The sequence below is a fragment of the Streptomyces sp. NPDC012888 genome (assembly GCF_042900645.1).
In the GTDB taxonomy this organism is placed as follows: domain Bacteria; phylum Actinomycetota; class Actinomycetes; order Streptomycetales; family Streptomycetaceae; genus Streptomyces.
Map to the genome: position 1 here is coordinate 216,688 of NZ_JBIBBM010000008.1, position 19,619 is coordinate 236,306.

At 73.8% G+C, this 19,619-nt stretch carries 18 protein-coding genes; 14 read left to right on the top strand and 4 right to left on the bottom strand.

Going from position 1 to position 19,619, the window contains the following annotated elements; genetic code table 11:
* The first annotated feature begins 18 nt into the window (after positions 1 to 18).
* From ACFY61_RS16855 to ACFY61_RS16865, 3 genes are all read left to right on the top strand, one after another.
* Complete coding sequence (locus ACFY61_RS16855; protein WP_389472500.1) at positions 19 to 954, top strand: PP2C family protein-serine/threonine phosphatase; 936 nt, start codon at positions 19 to 21, stop codon at positions 952 to 954.
* 399 nt (positions 955 to 1,353) lie between these two features.
* Positions 1,354 to 2,703 carry a transcriptional regulator gene (locus tag ACFY61_RS16860; RefSeq protein WP_389472501.1) on the top strand — a complete coding sequence of 450 codons (1,350 nt, stop codon included), beginning with the start codon at positions 1,354 to 1,356 and terminating at the stop codon, positions 2,701 to 2,703.
* 53 nt (positions 2,704 to 2,756) lie between these two features.
* Positions 2,757 to 3,287: an NUDIX hydrolase gene (locus ACFY61_RS16865; RefSeq protein ID WP_389472503.1), complete on the top strand. Its 531-nt coding sequence runs from the start codon at positions 2,757 to 2,759 to the stop codon at positions 3,285 to 3,287.
* Positions 3,288 to 3,372: 85 nt separating this feature from the next.
* On the opposite strand, the gene ACFY61_RS16870 is transcribed toward ACFY61_RS16865, so the two are convergent.
* Complete coding sequence (locus ACFY61_RS16870) at positions 3,373 to 4,266, bottom strand: 3-hydroxybutyryl-CoA dehydrogenase (protein ID WP_389472505.1); 894 nt, start codon at positions 4,264 to 4,266, stop codon at positions 3,373 to 3,375.
* Positions 4,267 to 4,405: 139 nt separating this feature from the next.
* Between ACFY61_RS16870 and ACFY61_RS16875 the strand changes: the two genes are divergently transcribed.
* The gene (locus ACFY61_RS16875; RefSeq protein ID WP_389472507.1) at positions 4,406 to 5,701 is read left to right on the top strand and encodes a glycoside hydrolase family 10 protein; all 1,296 of its coding nucleotides are present in this window, start codon (positions 4,406 to 4,408) and stop codon (positions 5,699 to 5,701) included.
* Between the two features lie 23 nt (positions 5,702 to 5,724).
* Here the strand turns inward: ACFY61_RS16875 and ACFY61_RS16880 are convergent, their stop codons facing one another.
* Positions 5,725 to 5,952, bottom strand: a complete 228-nt coding sequence (locus ACFY61_RS16880; RefSeq protein WP_389472509.1) for a DUF1918 domain-containing protein — start codon at positions 5,950 to 5,952, stop codon at positions 5,725 to 5,727.
* Positions 5,953 to 6,013: 61 nt separating this feature from the next.
* On the bottom strand, positions 6,014 to 7,030 hold the full coding sequence (locus tag ACFY61_RS16885; RefSeq protein ID WP_389472512.1) for a DMT family transporter: 1,017 nt from the start codon (positions 7,028 to 7,030) through the stop codon (positions 6,014 to 6,016).
* Between ACFY61_RS16885 and ACFY61_RS16890 the strand changes: the two genes are divergently transcribed.
* The 7 genes from ACFY61_RS16890 to ACFY61_RS16920 all read left to right on the top strand — a co-directional run bounded on the left by ACFY61_RS16890 (position 7,029) and on the right by ACFY61_RS16920 (position 14,219).
* Complete coding sequence (locus tag ACFY61_RS16890; RefSeq protein WP_389472514.1) at positions 7,029 to 8,453, top strand: PLP-dependent aminotransferase family protein; 1,425 nt, start codon at positions 7,029 to 7,031, stop codon at positions 8,451 to 8,453. The genes ACFY61_RS16885 and ACFY61_RS16890 overlap by 2 nt on opposite strands.
* Before the next feature lie 56 nt (positions 8,454 to 8,509).
* Positions 8,510 to 9,259: an N-acetyltransferase gene (locus ACFY61_RS16895; RefSeq protein ID WP_389472516.1), complete on the top strand. Its 750-nt coding sequence runs from the start codon at positions 8,510 to 8,512 to the stop codon at positions 9,257 to 9,259.
* 123 nt (positions 9,260 to 9,382) lie between these two features.
* Positions 9,383 to 10,411 carry an N-acetyl-gamma-glutamyl-phosphate reductase gene (argC, locus tag ACFY61_RS16900; protein ID WP_389472519.1) on the top strand — a complete coding sequence of 343 codons (1,029 nt, stop codon included), beginning with the start codon at positions 9,383 to 9,385 and terminating at the stop codon, positions 10,409 to 10,411.
* Positions 10,408 to 11,565: a bifunctional glutamate N-acetyltransferase/amino-acid acetyltransferase ArgJ gene (gene argJ / locus ACFY61_RS16905; protein WP_389472520.1), complete on the top strand. Its 1,158-nt coding sequence runs from the start codon at positions 10,408 to 10,410 to the stop codon at positions 11,563 to 11,565. Before argC ends, argJ begins: the two co-directional genes overlap by 4 nt.
* A complete protein-coding gene (gene argB / locus ACFY61_RS16910) occupies positions 11,562 to 12,473 on the top strand; it encodes an acetylglutamate kinase (RefSeq protein ID WP_389472523.1) in 912 nt (303 codons plus the stop codon). The genes argJ and argB overlap by 4 nt, the downstream gene beginning before the upstream one ends.
* Complete coding sequence (locus ACFY61_RS16915) at positions 12,470 to 13,675, top strand: acetylornithine transaminase (RefSeq protein WP_389472524.1); 1,206 nt, start codon at positions 12,470 to 12,472, stop codon at positions 13,673 to 13,675. Before argB ends, ACFY61_RS16915 begins: the two co-directional genes overlap by 4 nt.
* Positions 13,676 to 13,682: 7 nt before the next feature.
* Positions 13,683 to 14,219: an arginine repressor gene (locus ACFY61_RS16920; protein WP_389472527.1), complete on the top strand. Its 537-nt coding sequence runs from the start codon at positions 13,683 to 13,685 to the stop codon at positions 14,217 to 14,219.
* Positions 14,220 to 14,581: 362 nt separating this feature from the next.
* Here ACFY61_RS16920 and ACFY61_RS16925 read toward each other — a convergent pair whose 3' ends face one another.
* The gene (locus ACFY61_RS16925) at positions 14,582 to 15,256 is read right to left on the bottom strand and encodes a L,D-transpeptidase (RefSeq protein WP_389472738.1); all 675 of its coding nucleotides are present in this window, start codon (positions 15,254 to 15,256) and stop codon (positions 14,582 to 14,584) included.
* A 499-nt stretch (positions 15,257 to 15,755) separates the two neighbouring features.
* Here ACFY61_RS16925 and ACFY61_RS16930 point away from each other — a divergent pair, with 499 nt between their 5' ends.
* The 3 genes from ACFY61_RS16930 (at position 15,756) to bla (ending at position 19,566) form a co-directional block, all read left to right on the top strand.
* Positions 15,756 to 16,949, top strand: a complete 1,194-nt coding sequence (locus ACFY61_RS16930; RefSeq protein WP_389472529.1) for an argininosuccinate synthase — start codon at positions 15,756 to 15,758, stop codon at positions 16,947 to 16,949.
* Positions 16,950 to 17,032: 83 nt separating this feature from the next.
* Entirely contained in the window at positions 17,033 to 18,460 is a 1,428-nt protein-coding gene (gene argH, locus ACFY61_RS16935) for an argininosuccinate lyase (RefSeq protein ID WP_389472531.1), read from the top strand.
* Positions 18,461 to 18,627: 167 nt separating this feature from the next.
* Positions 18,628 to 19,566, top strand: a complete 939-nt coding sequence (gene bla / locus ACFY61_RS16940; RefSeq protein WP_389472534.1) for a class A beta-lactamase — start codon at positions 18,628 to 18,630, stop codon at positions 19,564 to 19,566.
* The last annotated feature ends 53 nt before the right edge of the window (positions 19,567 to 19,619 follow it).

A 19,619-nucleotide genomic window follows, 5' to 3' on the forward strand; every position in this document is an offset into this window, starting at 1 on the left:
AGGGGAGGCCGGTACGAGATGACCACGCACGGGGAGATGCCCCGGGTGCGCTGGGCATGCGCCGTCGCCACGGGCGGCGCCGCGGTGTCCTGGGAACTGTCCTCCCCGGGCCCGCTGGGGCCCGCCCTGGCCACCTGCGCCGCGTTCCTGCTGCTGGCCGGCTACGCGCTGCACCTGCGGCAGCGGCTGCTCGGCGGGGAGGTGCCGGCCCTCCACCGCGGCCCGTTGCGGCCGCTCCCGCCGCGCCTCGACGGGCTGGAGGTGGCCGCCCGGCACACCCCCGGCGCGGGTGGGGACCTCTACGAGGCGGTGGCCACGGCCTACGGGGTCCGGGTGGTCATCGGCGACGCCCGTGGTCACGGCCTGCCGGCCCTGGGCGCGGCCGGCGCCGTCCTCGCCGCCTTCAGGGAGGCGGCGCACGAGGAACCCGCCCCGGCGGACGTGCTGCGCCGCATGGAAGCCGCCCTGGCCCGGCACCTCGCCGCGGCCGGGCCGGAGCAGCAGCCCGCGGAGGAGTTCGTGACGGTGCTGCTTCTGCAGATCACCGCCGAGGGCGCCGTCCACGCCCTCAACTGCGGCCACCCGTGGCCCTACCGCCTGCCCGCGGCCCCCGTGCCGGCCGGGTCCTGCGCGGGGCCGGCCGGGCCTTCCCCAGGGCCGGTCCAGCTGCGCGGGGAGGCCCTGCCGCCGCTCGGGGTGCTGCCGCTGCCGGCCCGCCTGGAAGCCCGCGTGTGCGATGAACTCGCCCCGGGCGAAAGCCTGTTCCTCTACACGGACGGGGTCACCGAGGCCCGCGACGACAGTGGTGCGGAGTTCCCGCTGGCGCCGGCGCTCACCGGGGCTGCGCTCTCCGTGGGGCCCGCCGGCCTCGTGGCGGCCGTCCACGCCGCGCTGTTGCACCACACGGGCGGCGAACTCCTCGACGATGCCGCCCTGTTGGCGCTGCGCCGCTGAGCCGGTGCCGGATGCCGCCGGCGTCCGCCGGTTCCGGCGGGGCCGAGGGAGGCCGCGCGGAACCGGCGGAGCCGCTCGGGCCGGCCCGGGTGGGCGGGGCCGTACCCGGTCCGCCGGGGCCGGCGACCAACCGGCCCCGCGCGGAGCGGAGCCGCGCCGCCCGCCTGCCATGGAGTGTCGGGCAGACAGCAGGACGGACGGCGCGGGGTGCGGGCCGTCGCACTGTACGAGGGGGAGCCGACGGCCCGGGCTGCCTCCTGAGGAGGCGAGAGCACCAAGTCAACCGTCCCCGCGCCCCACGCGGCAGCGTGCGAGGCGCATTTATGCGCGTACTCGGTTCACACCCCGTGTGAATCCCGCACCCACTAGCCTGGGAGCGACGAGCCCTCGGAGCCGCCCATGCAGCCCAACGCCCTGCTCGACGCCCTCCTCGCCGAGGCGGGCATGTCCCATGCGGGACTCGCCGCACAGGTCAACCAGGCGGGCCGGACCCGCGGACTCGCGCTGCGCTACGAACACACGGCGGTGGCGCGCTGGTTGAAGGGGCAGCGGCCGCGCGGCCAGGTGCCCGACCTGATCTGCGAGGTGCTCGGACAGCGGCTCCGCCGCGCGGTCAGCCTGGACGACGTCGGCCTCGGCCTGCCCGGCCCGCCCGCCGGCGGACCGCAGGACCCCGTCCTCGGCCTGGGTGGCTTCGTGGACCGGGCCACCGCCCTGTGGCGGGCGGACGAACGGGGCCGCGAACTGGCGTCCCGCACGGCCGCGGTGACCGGCACGCCCGCCGTGATACCCGTGTGGGAGTGGGAGAACCCGCCGGAGGACACCGACGTCTCGCGGGACGGTCCGCTGCGGATCGGGCCCGAGCACATCGAGGTCCTGCGCGCGGCCAGGGTCCATTACGAGCTGATGTACCGCCGGGCCGGCGGCCTGGCCACCCGGGCGCGGATCGTCCGCTTCCTGGGCAGCGAGACCGCGCCCATGCTGCGCGGCAGTTACCCCGACGGGCTGGGCCGGATGCTGCACCGCGCGTCGGGCTCGCTGGTGGCCGTGGCGGGCATCTGCGCGTACGACTCCGACGCGCACGGCATGGCGCAGCGCTACTTCCACCAGGCGCTGCGGCTGGCCAAGGCGAGCGGGGACCGGGGGCTGGGGGCGTACGTGATCGCGCTGATAGTCAACCAGTCGCTGTTCCTGCGGGAGTACCGGCAGGCGGTCGCCTTCGCCGAGGCGGCGCTGCGGGCCGCCGGCCGGCACACCACCCCGGCGCTGACCGCCGACCTGTACGCGATGCAGGCCAAGGCCTACGCCCAGCTCGGCGACACCGGTGCGGCCCTGGGCTGCATCCGGCGGGCGGAGGCGGCGGCCGAGCGGATCCGCCCGGGCAGCGAGCCGGACGAGACGGCCTACGTGCAGCCGGGCCTGGTCAACGTCCAGGTCGCCGAGGCGCTGCTCAGTCTGGGGGACCTCGACGCGGCCCACGAGCAGGCCGCGGCCGCCGTCGGGAACCCCGCGCACGACCGGGGGCGGGTGCACCGGCTGGCCATGATGTGCGAGATCCAGCTGCGGCAGGGGGAGGCGGACCGGGCCGTGGTGTCGGCCGCCGAGATGGCCGAGCGGGCGCGGGGGATGGAGTCGCTGCGGCTGCGCGACCGGCTCAGGGCCGTCCGGGAACAGCTGCTGGGCAGCGGGTGCGCCGGGGCCGAGGAGACCGCGCAGCTCATCGACGGGGCTCTGCGCGTTCCACTGTGACCACATCAGCTGCTGCCATGTTGCCACCCATTCGAACGAAAGGTGGCAGAACCGTGCAGTGGACGAACTTGAGTGAGCAGAGCGTGTACGCGAACCGCTGGTTCGACGTGAACCTCGCCGATGTGGAACTCCCCGACGGCCGGCACCTGGACCACTTCGTCATCCGGCTCCGGCCGGTCGCCGCCGCCACGGCCGTCAACGACGCCAACGAGGTGCTGCTGCTGTGGCGGCACCGCTTCATCACCGACAGCTGGGGGTGGGAGCTGCCCGCCGGGGTGGTGGAGGAGGGCGAGGACCTCGCCTCCGCGGCGGCGCGCGAGATGGAGGAGGAGTCGGGGTGGCGGCCCGGCCCGCTGCACCACCTGATGACCGTCGAGCCGGCCAACGGGCTGACCGACGCCCGGCACCACCTGTTCTGGGCGGACGGGGCGACGTACACGGGACCGCCGCAGGACGCGTACGAGTCCTCGCGGCGGGAGTGGGTCCCGCTCAAACTCGTGCCCGACATGATCGCGCGGGGGGAGGTCCCGGCCGCCAACACGGCGGCCGGCCTCCTGCTGCTGCACCATCTCCGGCTCGGCTAGAGGGGCGGGTCCGGCGCCGGTGCCGTCCGCCCCGGTGCGGGCTGGCCCGGTGCCGTCCGGCCCGGGTGCCGCCCGTCCCGGCCGGTCAGCCGTACGGGTAGAAGCCCGAGCCGGTCTTGCGGCCGAGGCGGCCGGCGTCGACCATCCGCTGGAGCAGCGGGGGAGCGGCGTACAGGGGCTCCTTGTACTCCGCGTACATCGAGTCGGCGATCGAGGCGATGGTGTCCAGGCCGATCAGGTCCGAGAGCTTCAGCGGACCCATCGGGTGGGCGCAGCCGAACTCCATGCCGTTGTCGATGTCCTCGCGGCTCGCGATGCCGGACTCGAACATCCGGATCGCGGACAGCAGGTACGGCACCAGCAGGGCGTTGACCACGAAGCCGGAACGGTCCTGGGCGCGGATGGCGTGCTTGCCGAGCACGTCCCGCACCAGGGCCTCGGACCGCTTGACGGTCTCCTCGCCCGTGGTCAGCGCCGGGATCAGCTCGACGAGCTTCTGCACCGGGGCGGGGTTGAAGAAGTGGATGCCGATGACCTGGTCGGGGCGGGAGGTCGCCACGGCCAGCTTCACCAGCGGGATGGAGGAGGTGTTGGACGCGAGGATGGCGTCCGGCCGGGTGACCACCTGGTCGAGGACCTGGAAGATCTCGGTCTTGACCTGCTCGTTCTCGACGACGGCCTCGATGACCAGGTCACGGTCCGCGAACTCGCCGAGGTCGGTGGTGAAGCTGAGGCGGGCCAGGGTGGAGTCGCGCTCCTCCTCCGTGATCTTGCCGCGTTCGGCGGCCTTGGTCAGGGAGTTGGTGAGGCGGGTACGTCCGATCTCCAGGGCTTCGCCGGTGGTCTCGGCGACCTTGACCTCAAGGCCGCTGCGGGCGCACACCTCGGCGATGCCCGCGCCCATCTGGCCACAGCCCACTACGCCGACGCGTGTGATGTCGGAAGGGAGGTCAGTCACTTGGTGCCTTTCGCTGATCATCCGTCGGCGGGTCCCCCGTACGGTTCCGGCGCCCGCCACGCCCCCCGACGTTACTCCCGGGCTTGCGCGGCGCGGTGGGCCGGGGCGGGCATGCTGTGCGGACACACCGGATTGTCACTCTGTGCGAGGGGATCATCACATGTCGTACATCGGTCGGAGGGAGCTGTTCGCCGGAGCCGCGGGGGCGTTCGCCTCGGTCACGGGAACGGCGGCAGCGGCAACCGCAGCGCAATCGGCGTCGGCGTCGGCATCGGCCGCGGCGGGCACGGCGGCGGGTGAGGAGCCCGCCGCCCCGGCGCGGCGGGCGGGGCCGGAGTTCCGCGGGATGTGGATCGCCACGGTGCAGAACGTGGACTGGCCCTCCCGGGCGGGCCTGGGCGCCGCCGTCCAGCGGCGGGAACTGCTCGCCCTGCTGGACGCGGCGGTCCGGCGCCGGCTGAACGCGGTCGTGCTCCAGGTGCGCCCGGCCGCCGACGCGCTGTGGCCCTCACCGCTGGAGCCCTGGTCGCAGTGGCTGACCGGGGTGCAGGGGCGGGACCCGGGCTGGGACCCGCTGGGGACGGCGGTGGCCGAGGCACACGCCCGCGGCCTGGAGCTGCACGCCTGGTTCAACCCGTACCGGGTGGCGAACGACCACTCCGACCCGTCCCGGCTCTCCGCGGGCCACCCGGCCCGGATCCGGCCGGAGTGGACGGTCCCGTACGGCGGGAAGCTGTACTACAACCCGGGGCTGCCACAGGTGCGGGCCTTCGTGCAGGACGCGATGCTGGACGCGGTCTCCCGCTACCCGGTCGACGCCGTGCACTGGGACGACTACTTCTACCCGTACCCGGTCGCCGGCGCCCGCTTCGACGACGACGCGGCCTTCGAGGAGCACGGCGCGGGGTTCGCCTCGCGCGCCGCGTGGCGGCGGCACAACACCGACGCCCTGGTGCGGGAGATGTCGGAGCGGATCGCGCGGGTCCGGCCGGGCACCCGGTTCGGGGTCAGCCCGTTCGCGGTCTGGCGCAACCAGGACCGGGACCCGGGCGGCTCGGCGACCCGGGCGGGGCTGGGGACGTACGACGACCTGTACGCGGACACCCGGAAGTGGGTGACGGAGGGATGGCTCGACTACATCGCCCCGCAGTGCTACTGGCACATCGGCCACGGCAGCGCCGACTACGGGGTGCTGGTGCCCTGGTGGTCGCGGACGGTCGCCGGTACCGGGGTGGACCTGTACATCGGCGAGGCCCTGTACCGCTGTGACCGGAACAGTCCGACGGCCGCCTGGCGGGACCCCGCCGAGCTGTCACGGCACCTCACCCTGGCCCGGAGGCACGCCGGGGTCCGCGGCCATGCGTACTTCTCCGCGAAGCACGTGGCCGCGGACCCCAACGGTGCCATGGCCAGGGTCGTCGCCGACCACTACGGCGCGGCGGTGCCGCCGCGCTGATCCGGTGTGCCGCCGCGTGCCGGTCAGCGGAACTCGTCGGCCGGGGGACGTCCCTTGTGTCCGGACTCGGCCGGGTGGCGCACCACGCAGTCGGGTCCGGGGGACATGACGGCCTCGTGGCCGTCCTGGAAGTGGACGCGGTAGGGGGGTGAGCCGTTCTCGCCCAGTACCTGGACGATCTCGCCCACCCGGTCGTGCTGGCCCACGATCCTGCCGTGCTGCACCAGCTGGTCGCCCTCGGTCGCTCGCATGTGGGACCTCCCTCGGTGCCGGTCCGATCCGGTGACGTCAGTTTACGGCGGTTTGTCGCGATCAGGCCCGCTGGGTGACGGCGATGCACAGCAGTACCGCGCAGGCGGTGAGCGGCGCCGCGGGGCTCATCGGCTCGCCCAGCAGGGCCACCGCCCAGACCAGGGTGAGCAGTGGCTGGGCGAGCTGGAGCTGGCTGGCCCGGGCGGGTCCGATCCGGGCCATGCCGCGGTACCAGACGTACAGGCCCAGGAAGGTGGAGCCGGCCGCCGCCCAGACCAGGCCGACCACCCCGTGCGCGTTCAGGGTGACCGGCTCGTACGCGAGGCCGGCCGCGGAACCGGCCAGGCTGAGCGGCAGGCACAGCACCAGCGCCCAGCCGATGACCTGCCAGCCGGGCATGACCCGGGCCAGCCGGCCGCCCTCGGTGTAGCCGGCGGCACACACCAGCAGGGCGGCGAAGAGGAAGCCGTCCCCGGCGGAGGGGGTGCCGCCGCTCTGGGCCAGGGTGAAGCCGAGCACCACGGCCGCTCCGGCGACGGCGGCCGCCCAGAAGGTGCGGGAGGGCCTGATCCCGGTGCGGCGGGCGGCGAACGCGGCGGTGGTCAGCGGCAGCAGGCCGACGACCACGGCGGCGTGCGAGGTGCTGGAAGTCCGCAGGGCCAGGGTGGTCAGCAGCGGGAAGCCGACCACCACTCCGCCGGCGACGACCCCGAGCGGGAGCCAGTGCTCACGGCGCGGCAGCGGTACCCGCAGGGCGATCAGGAAGGCGCCGGCCAGCAGGGCGGCCAGCACGCTGCGCAGCGAGACCAGGGTCCACGGGCCGAAGCTCTCCAGGCCCCACACGGTGGCGGGGAAGGTCAGGGAGAAGGCGGTGACCCCGAGGGCGGCCATCAGGGTGCCGGAGCGCGCGGTGCCGGAGTGCGTGGCGCCGGAGCGCGCGGTGCCGGAGTACGTGGCGTCGGGGGTGCGGGCGGGTGCCGCGGTCGCGGACGCGGCGGCGGAGACCATCGTCCGGCCTTCTGCCGGTTCGCTGACCGCTATCCCGGTCGAGCCGATAGCGCTATTCTGAGCTCTCATGTATGAGCGTAGCAGTGTGGCGGAACTCGCGGAAAGCCTCCGCTCGGAGCTCGACCGCTACTCGATCGGTGGAAAGCTGCCGTCGAGCCGCGCCCTGGTGGAGCGTTTCCGGGTCAGTCCGGTCACGGTGTCGCGGGCACTCACGCTCCTCGCCGCCGAGGGCCTGGTCGTCACCCGTCCCGGCGCCGGGGCGTTCCGGGCCCGGCCGCGGACCCCGGCTCCCGCCTCCGGGGACACCTCCTGGCAGGAAGTCGCCCTCAGTGCCGACGCCGCGGCCGAGCTGGTGCCCCGCTCCGTCGACGCCTCGGGCGTGCTCGTCTCGCTCGCCGCGCCGTCGACCGGCGTGATCGAGCTCAACGGCGGCTACCTGCACCCCTCCCTCCAGCCCGAGCGGGCCATGGCCGCCGCCCTGGCCCGGGCCGGCCGCCGTCCGGGTGCATGGGGGCGGCCCCCGGTCGAGGGGCTGCCGGAGCTGCGCGACTGGTTCGCCCGGGAGATCGGCGGCGCCGTCACCGCCGCCGACGTCATCGTCACCGCGGGCGGCCAGTCCGCGCTCACCACCGCCCTGCGCGCGCTCGCCCCGCCCGGCGCGCCGGTCCTGGTCGAGTCCCCGACGTACCCCGGACTGCTCGCCATCGCCCGCGCCTCCGGCTGCCGTCCGGTGCCGGTCCCGGCCGACGCGGACGGGGTGCGGCCGGACCTGCTGGCCGCCGCCTTCGAGGCCACCGGGGCGCGGGTGTTCGTGTGCCAGCCGCTGTTCCAGAACCCGACCGGCGCGGTGCTGGCCCCCGGGCGGCGCCCCGAGGTGATGCGCATCGCCCGCGCGGCCGGCGCCTTCGTCGTCGAGGACGACTACGCGCGCTCGCTGGCCCACGAGGACGCCGGCCCGCTGCCGGCGCCGCTCGCCGCCGACGACCCCGACGGGGTGGTGGTGCACGTCCGCTCGCTGACCAAGGTCACCTCGGCCAGCCTGCGCGTGGGCGCGGTGTCCGCGCGCGGCCCGGTCCTGGACCGGCTGCGGGCCATCCAGGTGGTCGACAGCTTCTTCGTCCCGCGCCCGCTCCAGGAGACCGCCCTCGAACTCGTGGGCGCCCCGGCCTGGCCCCGCCACCTCAGGTCCGTCGCGGCCGAGCTGCGCCACCGCCGGGAGACCCTGGCCGGCGCGCTGGGCCGGTCGCTGCCCGGGCTCACCCTGCCGCACCTGCCCTCCGGCGGCCTCCAGCTGTGGGCCCGGCTGCCCGAGGGGGTCGAGGAGTCCGCGTTCGTCACGGCCGCCCTGCGCGCGGGCGTGGCGGTCGCCCCGGGCCGCCCGTACTTCTCCGCCGAGCCCCCGGGACCGTACGCGCGCCTGGCCTTCGGCGCCGTGGCCGGCCCGGGCGAACTCACCGAGGCGGCGCGCCGGCTGGCGGCGGCCCTGGCCTGACCGGCCCCGCCCGCAATCCGGTTGAGCGGCACCGGGGCCCGCCCTAGCCTGCGGGGATGACCGGCATAACGATCACCACCATCGCGGACCGCCCCGAACTGGCCGACCGGCTCTTCGACATGGAGGACACCTGGCCCGCGTTCGCCGTCCAGGACCCCCTGGCCTGGCTGCTGTACGGGCGGATCGTGGCGGAGTTCCCCGAGTACGTGCTCATCGCCACCGAGGGCGACACCGTCGTCGCCCGGGCCTTCAGCCTGCCCTTCGCCCTGGGCGCCGCCGGGCGCGGCACCCTCCCGGCGCGCGGCTGGGACCAGATCCTGATGTGGGCCTTCGCCGACCGCCGCCGCGGTACCGAACCCGACACGGTCAGCGCGATCGAGGTCAGCGTGGCCGCCGGCCGGCAGGGCGAGGGCCTGTCCGGCCGGATGCTCACCGCCATGCGGGAGAACGCCCGGTCCCGCGGCTTCGCCGAGGTGGTGGCGCCGGTCCGGCCCAACGGCAAGCCCGCCGAGCCGGACACCCCGATCCACGAGTACGCCTTCCGCACCCGGGAGGACGGCCTGCCCCACGACCCCTGGCTCCGCGTGCACGTGCGCCTGGGCGGAGTGGTCGACTCGGTGGCGCCGCTGTCCATGACCATCTCCGGATCGCTCGCCGAGTGGCGGGAGTGGACCGGCCTGCCTTTCGACGAGCCCGGCCCCGTCCGCGTGCCCGGCGCGCTGGTGCCGGTCCACTGCGACCCCGGGCAGGGCTACGCCGTCTACGTCGAGCCGAACGTCTGGGTGCGGCACCCGCTGCACGGCTGAGCGCCCCTTGCCCCACGCCCCGGCCCGGGGAAAGAGTGGAGGGGTGCCTTCCGCCCACCCCGGAAAGGCTTTGCATAAAACTACATAGCTACGTATAGTCATGCCATCGAGGAGGAGGGTCCGATGGTGGTACGTGCAGCAGTGGCCGGAGCGAGCGGATACGCGGGGGGCGAGGTCCTGCGCCTGCTGCTCGCCCACCCCGAGGTGGAGATCGGCGCGCTGACCGGCAACACCAACGCCGGACAGCTCCTCGGGGGCCTCCAGCCCCACCTCGTCCCGCTGGCCGGGCGGACCCTGGAGGCGACCACGGCCGAGGTTCTCGCCGGTCACGACGTCGTCTTCCTCGCCCTGCCGCACGGCCAGTCCGCCGCCGTCGCCGCCCAGCTCGGCGACGACGTCGTGGTCGTCGACATGGGGGCCGACCACCGGCTGCGCAGCGCGGCCGACTGGGAGCTCTTCTACGGCTCCCCGCACGCCGGCACCTGGCCGTACGGCCTTCCCGAACTGCCGGGCGGCCGCGCCGCGCTGGAGGGGTCCAAGCGCATCGCGGTTCCCGGCTGTTACCCCACGGCCGTCACCCTGGCCCTGTTCCCGGCCTACGCCGAGCAGCTCGCCGAACCCGAGGCCGTGATCGTCGCCGCCACCGGCACCTCCGGCGCCGGCAAGGCCCTCAAGCCGCACCTGCTCGGCTCCGAGGTGATGGGCTCCATGAGCCCCTACGGCGTCGGCGGCGGGCACCGGCACACCCCCGAGATGGTCCAGAACCTCTCCGCCGTCGCGGGCGGCCCCGTCTCCGTCTCCTTCACGCCGACCCTCGCCCCGATGTCCCGCGGCATCCTGGCCACCTGCTCCGCCAAGGCCGCCCCGGGCACCACCGCCGAGGCGCTGCGCGCCGCGTACACCAAGGCGTACGCCGACGAGCCCTTCGTCCACCTGCTGCCCGAGGGCCAGTGGCCGGCCACGGCGTCCGTGTACGGTTCCAACGCCGTTCAGGTCCAGGTCGCGTACGACGCGGCCGCGCAGCGGATCATCGCCATCAGCGCCATCGACAACCTGACCAAGGGCACCGCCGGCGGCGCCGTCCAGAGCATGAACATCGCCCTCGGGTTCCCCGAGAACCTGGGTCTTTCCACGATCGGAGTGGCACCGTGAGCGTCACGGCAGCACAGGGATTCACGGCCGCGGGCATCGCGGCCGGGATCAAGGCGAACGGCAACCCGGACCTGGCCCTCGTGGTCAACGAAGGGCCGCGACTGGCCGCCGCGGGCGTCTTCACCTCCAACCGCGTCAAGGCCGCCCCGGTGCTGTGGTCCGAGCAGGTCCTGCGCGGCGGCACGGTCAGCGCCGTGGTCCTCAACTCCGGGGGCGCCAACGCCTGCACCGGCCCGAAGGGCTTCCAGGACACCCACGCCACCGCGGAGAAGACCGCCGCCGTCCTCGGCGGCGAGCACAACGCCGGCGAGATCGCCGTGGCCTCCACCGGCCTGATCGGCGTCCTTCTGCCGATGGACAAGCTGCTCCCCGGCATCGAGACGGCCGCCGCCGCGCTCGCCGCGGACGGCGGCGAGGCCGCCGCGATCGCCATCAAGACCACCGACACCGTGCACAAGACCGCCGCGGTCACCACGGCCGGATTCACCGTCGGCGGCATGGCCAAGGGCGCCGGCATGCTCGCGCCCGGCCTCGCCACCATGCTGGTCGTGCTCACCACCGACGCCGACGTGGACGCCCCCACCCTCGACCGGGCCCTGCGCGCCGCCACCCGCACCACCTTCGACCGGGTGGACTCCGACGGCTGCATGTCCACCAACGACACCGTGCTGCTGCTCGCCTCCGGCGCCTCCGGAGTGGAGCCCGGGTACGAGGAGTTCGCCGAGGCCGTCCGCGCCGTCTGCGACGACCTCGGCCGCCAGCTGATCGGCGACGCCGAGGGCGCCAGCAAGGACATCCGGATCGAGGTGGTCAACGCGGCCACCGAGGACGAGGCCGTCGACGTCGGCCGGACCATCGCCCGCAACAACCTCCTCAAGTGCGCCGTCCACGGCGAGGACCCCAACTGGGGCCGGGTGCTGTCCGCCATCGGCACCACCAGCGCCACCTTCGACCCGGACCGGCTCAACGTCGCCATCAACGGCGTCTGGGTCTGCAAGAACGGCTCGGTCGGCGAGGACCGCGACCTGGTCTCCATGAAGGACCGCGACGTGCACATCACCGCCGACCTCGCGGCCGGCGACGCGTCCGCGGTCATCTGGACCAACGACCTCACCGCCGAGTACGTCCACGAGAACAGCGCGTACTCGTCATGACCGGCCCCGCGCGGAAGCACACCGCACTCCCGAAGGCGCAGATCCTGATCGAGGCCCTGCCGTGGCTGACCCGGCACCACGGCAAGACCATCGTGATCAAGTTCGGCGGCAACGCCATGGTGAACGAGGAGCTCAAGGCCGCGTTCGCGCAGGACGTGGTCTTCCTCCGGCACGCCGGCCTCAAGCCCGTCGTGGTCCACGGCGGCGGCCCGCAGATCAGCGCCCAGCTCGACAAGCAGGGCCTGGTCAGCGAGTTCAAGGCGGGCCTGCGCGTCACCACCCCCGAGGCCATGGACGTCGTACGGATGGTCCTGGCGGGCCAGGTCCAGCGGGAGCTGGTCGGACTGCTCAACCAGCACGGCCCGTTCGCCGTCGGCATGACCGGCGAGGACGCCCACACCATCTCCGCCGTCCGGCACCAGCCGGAGATCGACGGGGAACTGGTCGACATCGGCCGGGTCGGCGAGATCACCGGCATCGACACCGGAGCCATCGAGGCCCTGCTGGAGGACGGCCGGATCCCGGTGATCTCCTCCATCGCGCGCAGCGCCGACGACGGGCACGTCTACAACGTCAACGCGGACACCGCGGCCGCCGCGCTCGCCGCCGCGCTGGGCGCCGAGACGCTGATGGTCCTCACCGACGTCGAGGGCCTCTACGCGGACTGGCCCAACAGCGACGAGGTCATCAGCCGGCTCACCGTCGGCGAGCTGGAGAAGCTGCTGCCCGAGCTGTCCAGCGGCATGGTGCCCAAGATGGAGGGCTGTCTGCACGCCGTGCGCAACGGGGTGCGCACCGCCAGGGTCATCGACGGCCGGGTCCAGCACTCGATCCTGCTGGAGATCTTCACGGACGAGGGAATCGGCACGATGGTCGTGCCCGACGAGCAGCAAGGGGGAAAGCGGTGACCGCCACCGGCAACCAGGAGTTCGCCGCCCGCTGGCAGGGCGCGCTGACGAACAACTACGGCACGCCCTCCCTCGCCCTGGTCCGCGGCGAGGGCGCGCAGGTCTGGGACGCGGACGGCACCCGGTACACCGACTTCGTCGGCGGCATCGCCGTCAACGCCCTGGGCCACGCCCACCCGGCCCTGGTGGAGGCCGTCACCCGGCAGATCGGCACCCTGGGCCACGTCTCGAACCTGTACGCCTCCGAGCCGGTCGTCGCCCTCGGCGAGCGGCTGCTCTCCCTCTTCGGCCGGGAGGGCAGGGTTTTCTTCTGCAACTCCGGTGCCGAGGCCAACGAGGCCGCCTTCAAGATCGGCCGGCTGACCGGGCGGACCGGCATCGTGGCCACCTCCGGCGGCTTCCACGGCCGCACCATGGGCGCGCTCGCCCTGACCGGTCAGCCGAAGAAGCAGGAGCCGTTCCTCCCGCTGCCGGGCGAGGTCACCCACGTCCCCTACGGCGACGCCGAGGCCCTGCGGGCCGCGGTCACCGAGGAGACCGCCTTCGTGATCATCGAGCCGATCCAGGGCGAGAACGGCGTCGTGGTCCCGCCGGCCGGCTACCTCAAGGCCGCCCGCGAGATCACCCGGGCCACCGGCACCCTGCTGGTCCTCGACGAGGTGCAGACCGGCATCGGCCGCTGCGGCCAGTGGTTCGAGCACCAGGCCCACGAAGGGGTCGAACCCGATGTCGTCACGCTCGCGAAGGGTCTGGGCGGCGGCCTGCCGATCGGCGCGGTGGTCGCCTTCGGCGACGCGGCCGGCCTCCTCCAGCCGGGCCAGCACGGCACCACCTTCGGCGGCAACCCCGTCGCCTGCGCGGCCGGACTCGCCGTCCTCGACACCATCGCCGCCGACGGCCTGCTCGACCGGGTCAAGGAACGGAGCGAGCAACTCCGGTCCGGTGTCGAGGGTCTGGGGCACCCGCTGGTCTCCCACGTCCGCGGCGCGGGCCTCCTGCTGGGTATCGTGCTGACGGAGCCGCTCGCGCCGAAGGTGCAGCAGGCGGCTCAGGAAGCCGGCTTCCTGGTCAACGCGCCCGCCCCCGACGTCGTACGGCTGATGCCGCCGTACGTGATCTCCGAGGGCGAGGTGGACGCGTTCGTCCGGGCCCTGCCCGGCATCCTCGACGCAGGCCTTGGGGACGGACGATCCGGAGAATGAGACGACGATGAGTCAGGCGCAGGACAACGAGCAGAGCGGCCCCTCCGTTCCCCAGACCCGTACCGCCCGCCACCGCCGGATCGTGGACATCCTCAACCGGCAGCCGGTGCGCTCGCAGAGCCAGCTGGCGAAGCTGCTCGCCGACGACGGGCTGAGCGTCACCCAGGCGACCCTCAGCCGCGACCTCGACGAGCTGGGCGCGGTGAAGATCCGCAACACGGGCGGAGAGCTCATCTACGCGGTGCCCAGCGAGGGCGGCTTCCGCACCCCGCAGGCCCCGCTGGGCGAGTCGGCCAAGGAGGAGCGGATGCGGCGCCTCTCGGGGGAGCTGCTGATCTCGGCCGAGGCCTCCGCGAACCTCGTGGTCCTGCGCACACCGCCGGGCGCGGCCCAGTTCCTGGCCTCGGCCATCGACCAGGCCGAACTCCACGCGATCCTGGGCACGATCGCCGGCGACGACACGCTGATGCTGATCAGCCGCGACCCCGCGGGCGGCCAGGCCCTGGCCGACCACCTCCTCCGCCTGGCCCAGAAGGAGGGCTGACCCCCCGCCCCGTCCTCGAAGCGCCGAGCGGGCCACTCCAGCCCTCCGGCCTTGGTGGTGCGCCCCGGCTCCGCCACGCGGCCGGGGGCTTCGCCGGGCCCCGCTCAATCGCCGCTCGGGCTTGGAGGGGTCCGCCGGGGGTGTGGCCCTGCGGGCCGGTGCCGGGCGGGCATGTCCAGCCCCTCCGGCGTTTGAGGAGCGGGGTATGGGGCGGAGCCCCGTGTGTCCGGGGGGAGCGTTGGCTGTGCGGCTGTGGCTGCGCCGGGGCCCGCTCAATCGCCGCTCGGGCTTGATGGTGCGGCCCGGCTCCGCCACGCGCCCGGGGGCTTCGCCGGGCCCCGCTCAGGCGCCGGGCCCGGTGGTCAGTAGCGGGTGATGGACAGCGCGCCGGAGGCCGTGCCGACGGCGATGTGCGGGCGGCGCCGCGGGTCCGCCCACCGCAGGATCGCCCGCATCGTCCGTTCCGGCACCGACACGCACCCCGCCGTCGCCCCCTTGCCGTTGGCGTGCAGGAAGATCCCGGCCCCCCGGTTCCGCACCGGCCGCGCGTAGTTGAACCCGATCACCAGCCCGTGGGCGTACTGCTCCGCGTAGGTCACCATGTGCTCCGCCTCGCCCGGCCTGCAGTCCGCGGGCAACGGTTCCACCCAGCGGTTGTACGCGGCCGACGCGTTGTCCTGGCACCACCACGAGTCGGAGGTCACCCGCCGGTACCGGTACCGGGTGCCGGCCGGGGCGGGCCGGATCCCGAAGGCGTACGGCAGGTCGTACAGGCCCGTGGGCGTGGTGCTGGTGCCCTGCTGCCGGGCCGCGCCCTCGGCCAGCCCCTTCGCCCCGAACCGGGCCGCCGCGCCGCCCATCCGGTGCCACCGCCCGCCCCGCCGTTCCCACCACGTCAGGCGGCCCGTCGTGGACCCGGCCGAGGGGGCGACCGCGGTGATGAGCTGGCTGCCGCCCCCGGTGTCCGCCATCAGGGCGGGCAGCGGCAGCGGCGGGGCCGCCGGTCCCACGGACGGTTCCGCGGGCAGCGAAAGCATGGTGACGAGCAGTGAGCCGACGAGCAGGGCTGATCCGATCACATGTCAGAAGGTACGCGGCGGGAGCGGCTGCGGCAGCGCAGGCAGCGCCGTCAAGCATTGGCCCACATGGTCCTTCTTTCGCAGTACGCGGCGACGGCCGAAGCACTCGGCGTGCAGGGTCCGCCCGCCCTGGCCGGCACCGGGTCGGCCGCCAGGGCCGTCGCGACGATCCGCCGGGCCGCCCGCCGTACCGGCACGGCCCAGTCGGCGCACCGGGCCACCCGGCCGGTACGCGACGGACCGCCTCGCGGCCGGCCACAGCGTGCGATTCCCTCTTTCCGGTCATCCCGGATCCCCCGTCACCTGGCGAAACGCCCATCCCGGGCGGCCGCGCGCCAGGCCTCCGCCCGCCTGTCCCCGTGCCCCGCCCCCGCGTCGATTGACGAAACATACGGAGTCATGCATAGTTATGCCTGCCAGTGAATGGCACCAGTGAATGCACCGTAAGGAGAAACCCGTGACCGAGCGCGTCGTACTCGCCTACTCGGGCGGCCTGGACACCTCCGTCGCCATCGGCTGGATCGCCGAGGAGACGGGCGCCGAGGTCATCGCCGTCGCCGTGGACGTCGGCCAGGGCGGCGAGGACCTGGACGTCATCCGCAAGCGCGCGCTCGCCTGCGGTGCCGTCGAGGCCGAGGTCGCGGACGCCAGGAACGAGTTCGCCGACGAGTACTGCCTCCCGGCGATCAAGGCCAACGCCCTCTACATGGACCGCTACCCGCTGGTCTCCGCGCTCTCCCGGCCGGCCATCGTCAAGCACCTCGTCGCCGCCGCCAAGAAGCACGACGCCTCGATCGTCGCCCACGGCTGCACCGGCAAGGGCAACGACCAGGTCCGCTTCGAGGCCGGCATCCAGGCCCTCGGCCCCGACCTGAAGTGCATCGCCCCGGTCCGCGACTACGCCATGACCCGGGACAAGGCGATCGCCTTCTGCGAGGCCAAGAACCTCCCGATCGCGACCACCAAGAAGTCCCCGTACTCCATCGACCAGAACGTCTTCGGGCGGGCCGTCGAGACGGGCTTCCTGGAGGACATCTGGAACGCGCCGATCGAGGACATCTACGAGTACACCTCGAACCCGGCCCTCCCGCGCGAGGCCGACGAGGTGGTCATCTCCTTCAAGGAGGGCGTGCCCGTCGCCATCGACGGCAAGCCCGTCACCGTCCTCCAGGCCATCCAGCAGCTCAACGAGCGGGCCGGCGCCCAGGGCATCGGCCGGATCGACATGGTCGAGGACCGCCTCGTCGGCATCAAGTCCCGCGAGGTCTACGAGGCGCCCGGCGCGATCGCGCTGATCACCGCCCACCAGGAGCTGGAGAACGTCACCGTCGAGCGCGAGCTGGCCCGCTACAAGCGGCAGGTCGAGCAGCGCTGGGGCGAGCTCGTCTACGACGGCCTGTGGTTCTCCCCGCTCAAGCGCGCCCTGGACGGCTTCATCGACGAGGCCAACCAGCACGTCACCGGCGACATCCGGATGACCCTGCACGGCGGCCGCGCCGTCGTCACCGGCCGGAAGTCCGAGGAGTCGCTGTACGACTTCAACCTCGCGACCTACGACACCGGCGACACCTTCGACCAGTCGAAGGCCCAGGGCTTCATCGACATCTTCGCCCTCTCCGCGAAGATCGCCGCCAAGCGCGACCTGGCGTAACAGCCGTACGTTGAAAGCAGCCGCCTCCCGGTTCCTCCGTGGTCGGGAGGCGGCCGCACACCACCCCTCCGAGGAGTACAGCAGTGAGCAGCAACAACGGTGACGTCCGGCTCTGGGGCGGCCGGTTCGCCGACGGCCCCGCCGAGGCCCTGGCGAAGCTGTCCGCGTCGGTCCACTTCGACTGGCGCCTCGCGCCGTACGACATCGCCGGCTCCCGTGCCCACGCCCGCGTGCTCCACAAGGCCGGACTGCTGACCGCCGACGAACTGGACCGCATGATCGCGGGCCTGGACCGGCTGGAGGCGGACGTCGCCGACGGCTCCTTCACCGGAACCATCGCCGACGAGGACGTCCACACCGCCCTGGAACGGGGCCTGCTGGAGCGGCTCGGCCCCGACCTCGGCGGCAAGCTGCGCGCCGGCCGGTCCCGCAACGACCAGGTGGCCACCCTCTTCCGGATGTACCTGCGCGACCACGCCCGGATCATCGGCGGCCTGATCGCCGACCTCCAGGACGCGCTGGTGGGCCTGGCCGAGGCGCACGCCGACGTGGCCATGCCCGGCCGGACGCACCTCCAGCACGCCCAGCCGGTGCTCTTCGCCCACCACGTCCTCGCCCACGTGCAGTCCCTCTCCCGGGACGCCGAACGGCTGCGTCAGTGGGACACCCGGACCGCCGTCTCCCCGTACGGCTCGGGTGCCCTGGCCGGCTCCTCCCTCGGCCTGGACCCCGAGGCGGTCGCCGCCGACCTGGGCTTCGAGCGCGGCTCCGTCGGCAACTCCATCGACGGCACGGCCTCCCGGGACTTCGTCGCCGAGTTCGCCTTCATCACCGCGATGATCGGGGTCAACCTGTCCCGGATCGCCGAGGAAGTCATCATCTGGAACACGAAGGAGTTCTCCTTCGTCACCCTGCACGACGCCTTCTCGACCGGCTCCTCGATCATGCCGCAGAAGAAGAACCCGGACATCGCCGAGCTGGCGCGGGGCAAGTCCGGCCGTCTGATCGGCAACCTGACCGGCCTGATGGCCACCCTCAAGGCCCTCCCGCTCGCCTACAACCGGGACCTCCAGGAGGACAAGGAGCCGGTCTTCGACTCCTGCGACACCCTCGAGGTGCTGCTCCCCGCCTTCACCGGGATGATGGCCACGCTGACCGTCAACCGGGAGCGCATGGAGGAGCTCGCCCCGGCCGGCTTCTCCCTCGCGACGGACATCGCGGAGTGGCTGGTCAAGCAGGGCGTGCCGTTCCGGGTGGCGCACGAGGTCGCCGGCGAGTGCGTGAAGGAGTGCGAGGCGCACGGCATCGAGCTGGACCAGCTCACCGACGAGCAGTTCGCCAAGATCTCCGAGCACCTCACGCCGGAGGTCCGCACGGTCCTCGACGTGCCCGGCGCGCTCGCCTCCCGCAACGGGCGCGGCGGCACCGCCCCGTCGGCGGTCGCCGTACAGCTCACCGAACTCAAGGCGGACCTGGTGATCCAGCACGCCTGGGCGGCGCACAAGCAGTAGCGCCGAGGGGAGCGAGTCGTCCGAGGGGGCGGTCGGGGCGGACGGGCCCCGGTCGCCCCCTCGGCGCGTCCCCCGCCGTCCTGTCCCTTCTTGTCCGGATCGTGGAACCGAACGCGTCGGTTTCGCGTTTTTCCTCCCGTCATGATCATCGACGACGAGGAGACGATGTGAAGCGCGCGGCAACGCGTCCGTCCCGGCGGACCGCACTCGCCCTGGGGACCGGCGGCCTGGTCGCCCTGGGTCTCGGCTCGACCGGTGAGGCCTTCGCCCGCACCGCCGACGGCCTCCCCTCCGACACCGCCGGCGACCCGTCGGCGACCAGGCGCCTGCGCGAGCTCGAACAGCGCCACGCGGCCCGCCTCGGCGTCTACGCCCGCAACCTGGCCACCGGCCGGACCGTGGTCCACCGGGCGCAGGAGCTCTTCCCGATCTGCTCGGTCTTCAAGCCGCTGGCCGCCGCGGCCGTGCTGCGCGACCTCGACCGCGAGGGGGAGCACCTCGCCCGCCGGATCCACTACACCGAGGCCGAGGTCGAGGCCTCGGGCTACGCCCCGGTCACCAAGGAGCACCTCGCCACCGGGATGACGGTCGGGGAGCTGTGCGCGGCCGCCGTGAGCCAGAGCGACAACCTGGCCGGGAACCTGCTGCTGCGCGAACTGGGCGGGCCGACGGCGGTCACCCGTTTCTGCCGTTCGCTCGGCGACCGGGTCACCCGGCTCGACCGGTGGGAGCCGGAGCTGAACTCCGCCGAGCCCTGGCGGACCACCGACACCACCAGCCCGCGGGCCGTCGCCGGCACCTACGCCCGGCTGGTCCTCGGCGACGCGCTGCTCCGCCGGGACCGTGAGCGGCTCACCGGCTGGCTGCTCGCCAACACCACCAACACCCAGCGTTTCAAGAAGGGCCTCCCCGGCTGGACCCTCGCCGACAAGACGGGCGGCGGTGACGCGTACGGCGTGGCCAACGACGTCGGCGTGGTGTGGAGCCCGGCCGGCGACCCGGTGGTGATGGCGGTGCTCACCACGAAGCCGGACACCCCGAAGGGCCCCAACGACAGCGAGCTGGTCGCGAACACCGCCAGGACCCTCGCCGAGGCCCTGACCTGACCGGACCCCGCTCGCCCCGACCGCCCGGCCCGCCCCTCCTCCGGGGGCGGGCC

Excerpts from the sequence above, each read along its gene's own strand:
- ACFY61_RS16855 (WP_389472500.1), top strand. The coding sequence starts at position 19 with ATGACCACGCACGGGGAGATGCCCCGGGTGCGCTGGGCATGCGCCGTC.
- ACFY61_RS16920 (WP_389472527.1), top strand. The coding sequence starts at position 13,683 with ATGAGTCAGGCGCAGGACAACGAGCAGAGCGGCCCCTCCGTTCCCCAG.
- ACFY61_RS16895 (WP_389472516.1), top strand. The coding sequence starts at position 8,510 with ATGACCGGCATAACGATCACCACCATCGCGGACCGCCCCGAACTGGCC.
- ACFY61_RS16925 (WP_389472738.1), bottom strand. The coding sequence starts at position 15,256 with ATGCTTTCGCTGCCCGCGGAACCGTCCGTGGGACCGGCGGCCCCGCCG.
- argC (WP_389472519.1), top strand. The coding sequence starts at position 9,383 with ATGGTGGTACGTGCAGCAGTGGCCGGAGCGAGCGGATACGCGGGGGGC.
- ACFY61_RS16875 (WP_389472507.1), top strand. The coding sequence starts at position 4,406 with ATGTCGTACATCGGTCGGAGGGAGCTGTTCGCCGGAGCCGCGGGGGCG.
- ACFY61_RS16885 (WP_389472512.1), bottom strand. The coding sequence starts at position 7,030 with ATGAGAGCTCAGAATAGCGCTATCGGCTCGACCGGGATAGCGGTCAGC.
- argB (WP_389472523.1), top strand. The coding sequence starts at position 11,562 with ATGACCGGCCCCGCGCGGAAGCACACCGCACTCCCGAAGGCGCAGATC.
- ACFY61_RS16890 (WP_389472514.1), top strand. The coding sequence starts at position 7,029 with ATGTATGAGCGTAGCAGTGTGGCGGAACTCGCGGAAAGCCTCCGCTCG.
- ACFY61_RS16860 (WP_389472501.1), top strand. The coding sequence starts at position 1,354 with ATGCAGCCCAACGCCCTGCTCGACGCCCTCCTCGCCGAGGCGGGCATG.
- ACFY61_RS16870 (WP_389472505.1), bottom strand. The coding sequence starts at position 4,266 with ATGATCAGCGAAAGGCACCAAGTGACTGACCTCCCTTCCGACATCACA.
- ACFY61_RS16880 (WP_389472509.1), bottom strand. The coding sequence starts at position 5,952 with ATGCGAGCGACCGAGGGCGACCAGCTGGTGCAGCACGGCAGGATCGTG.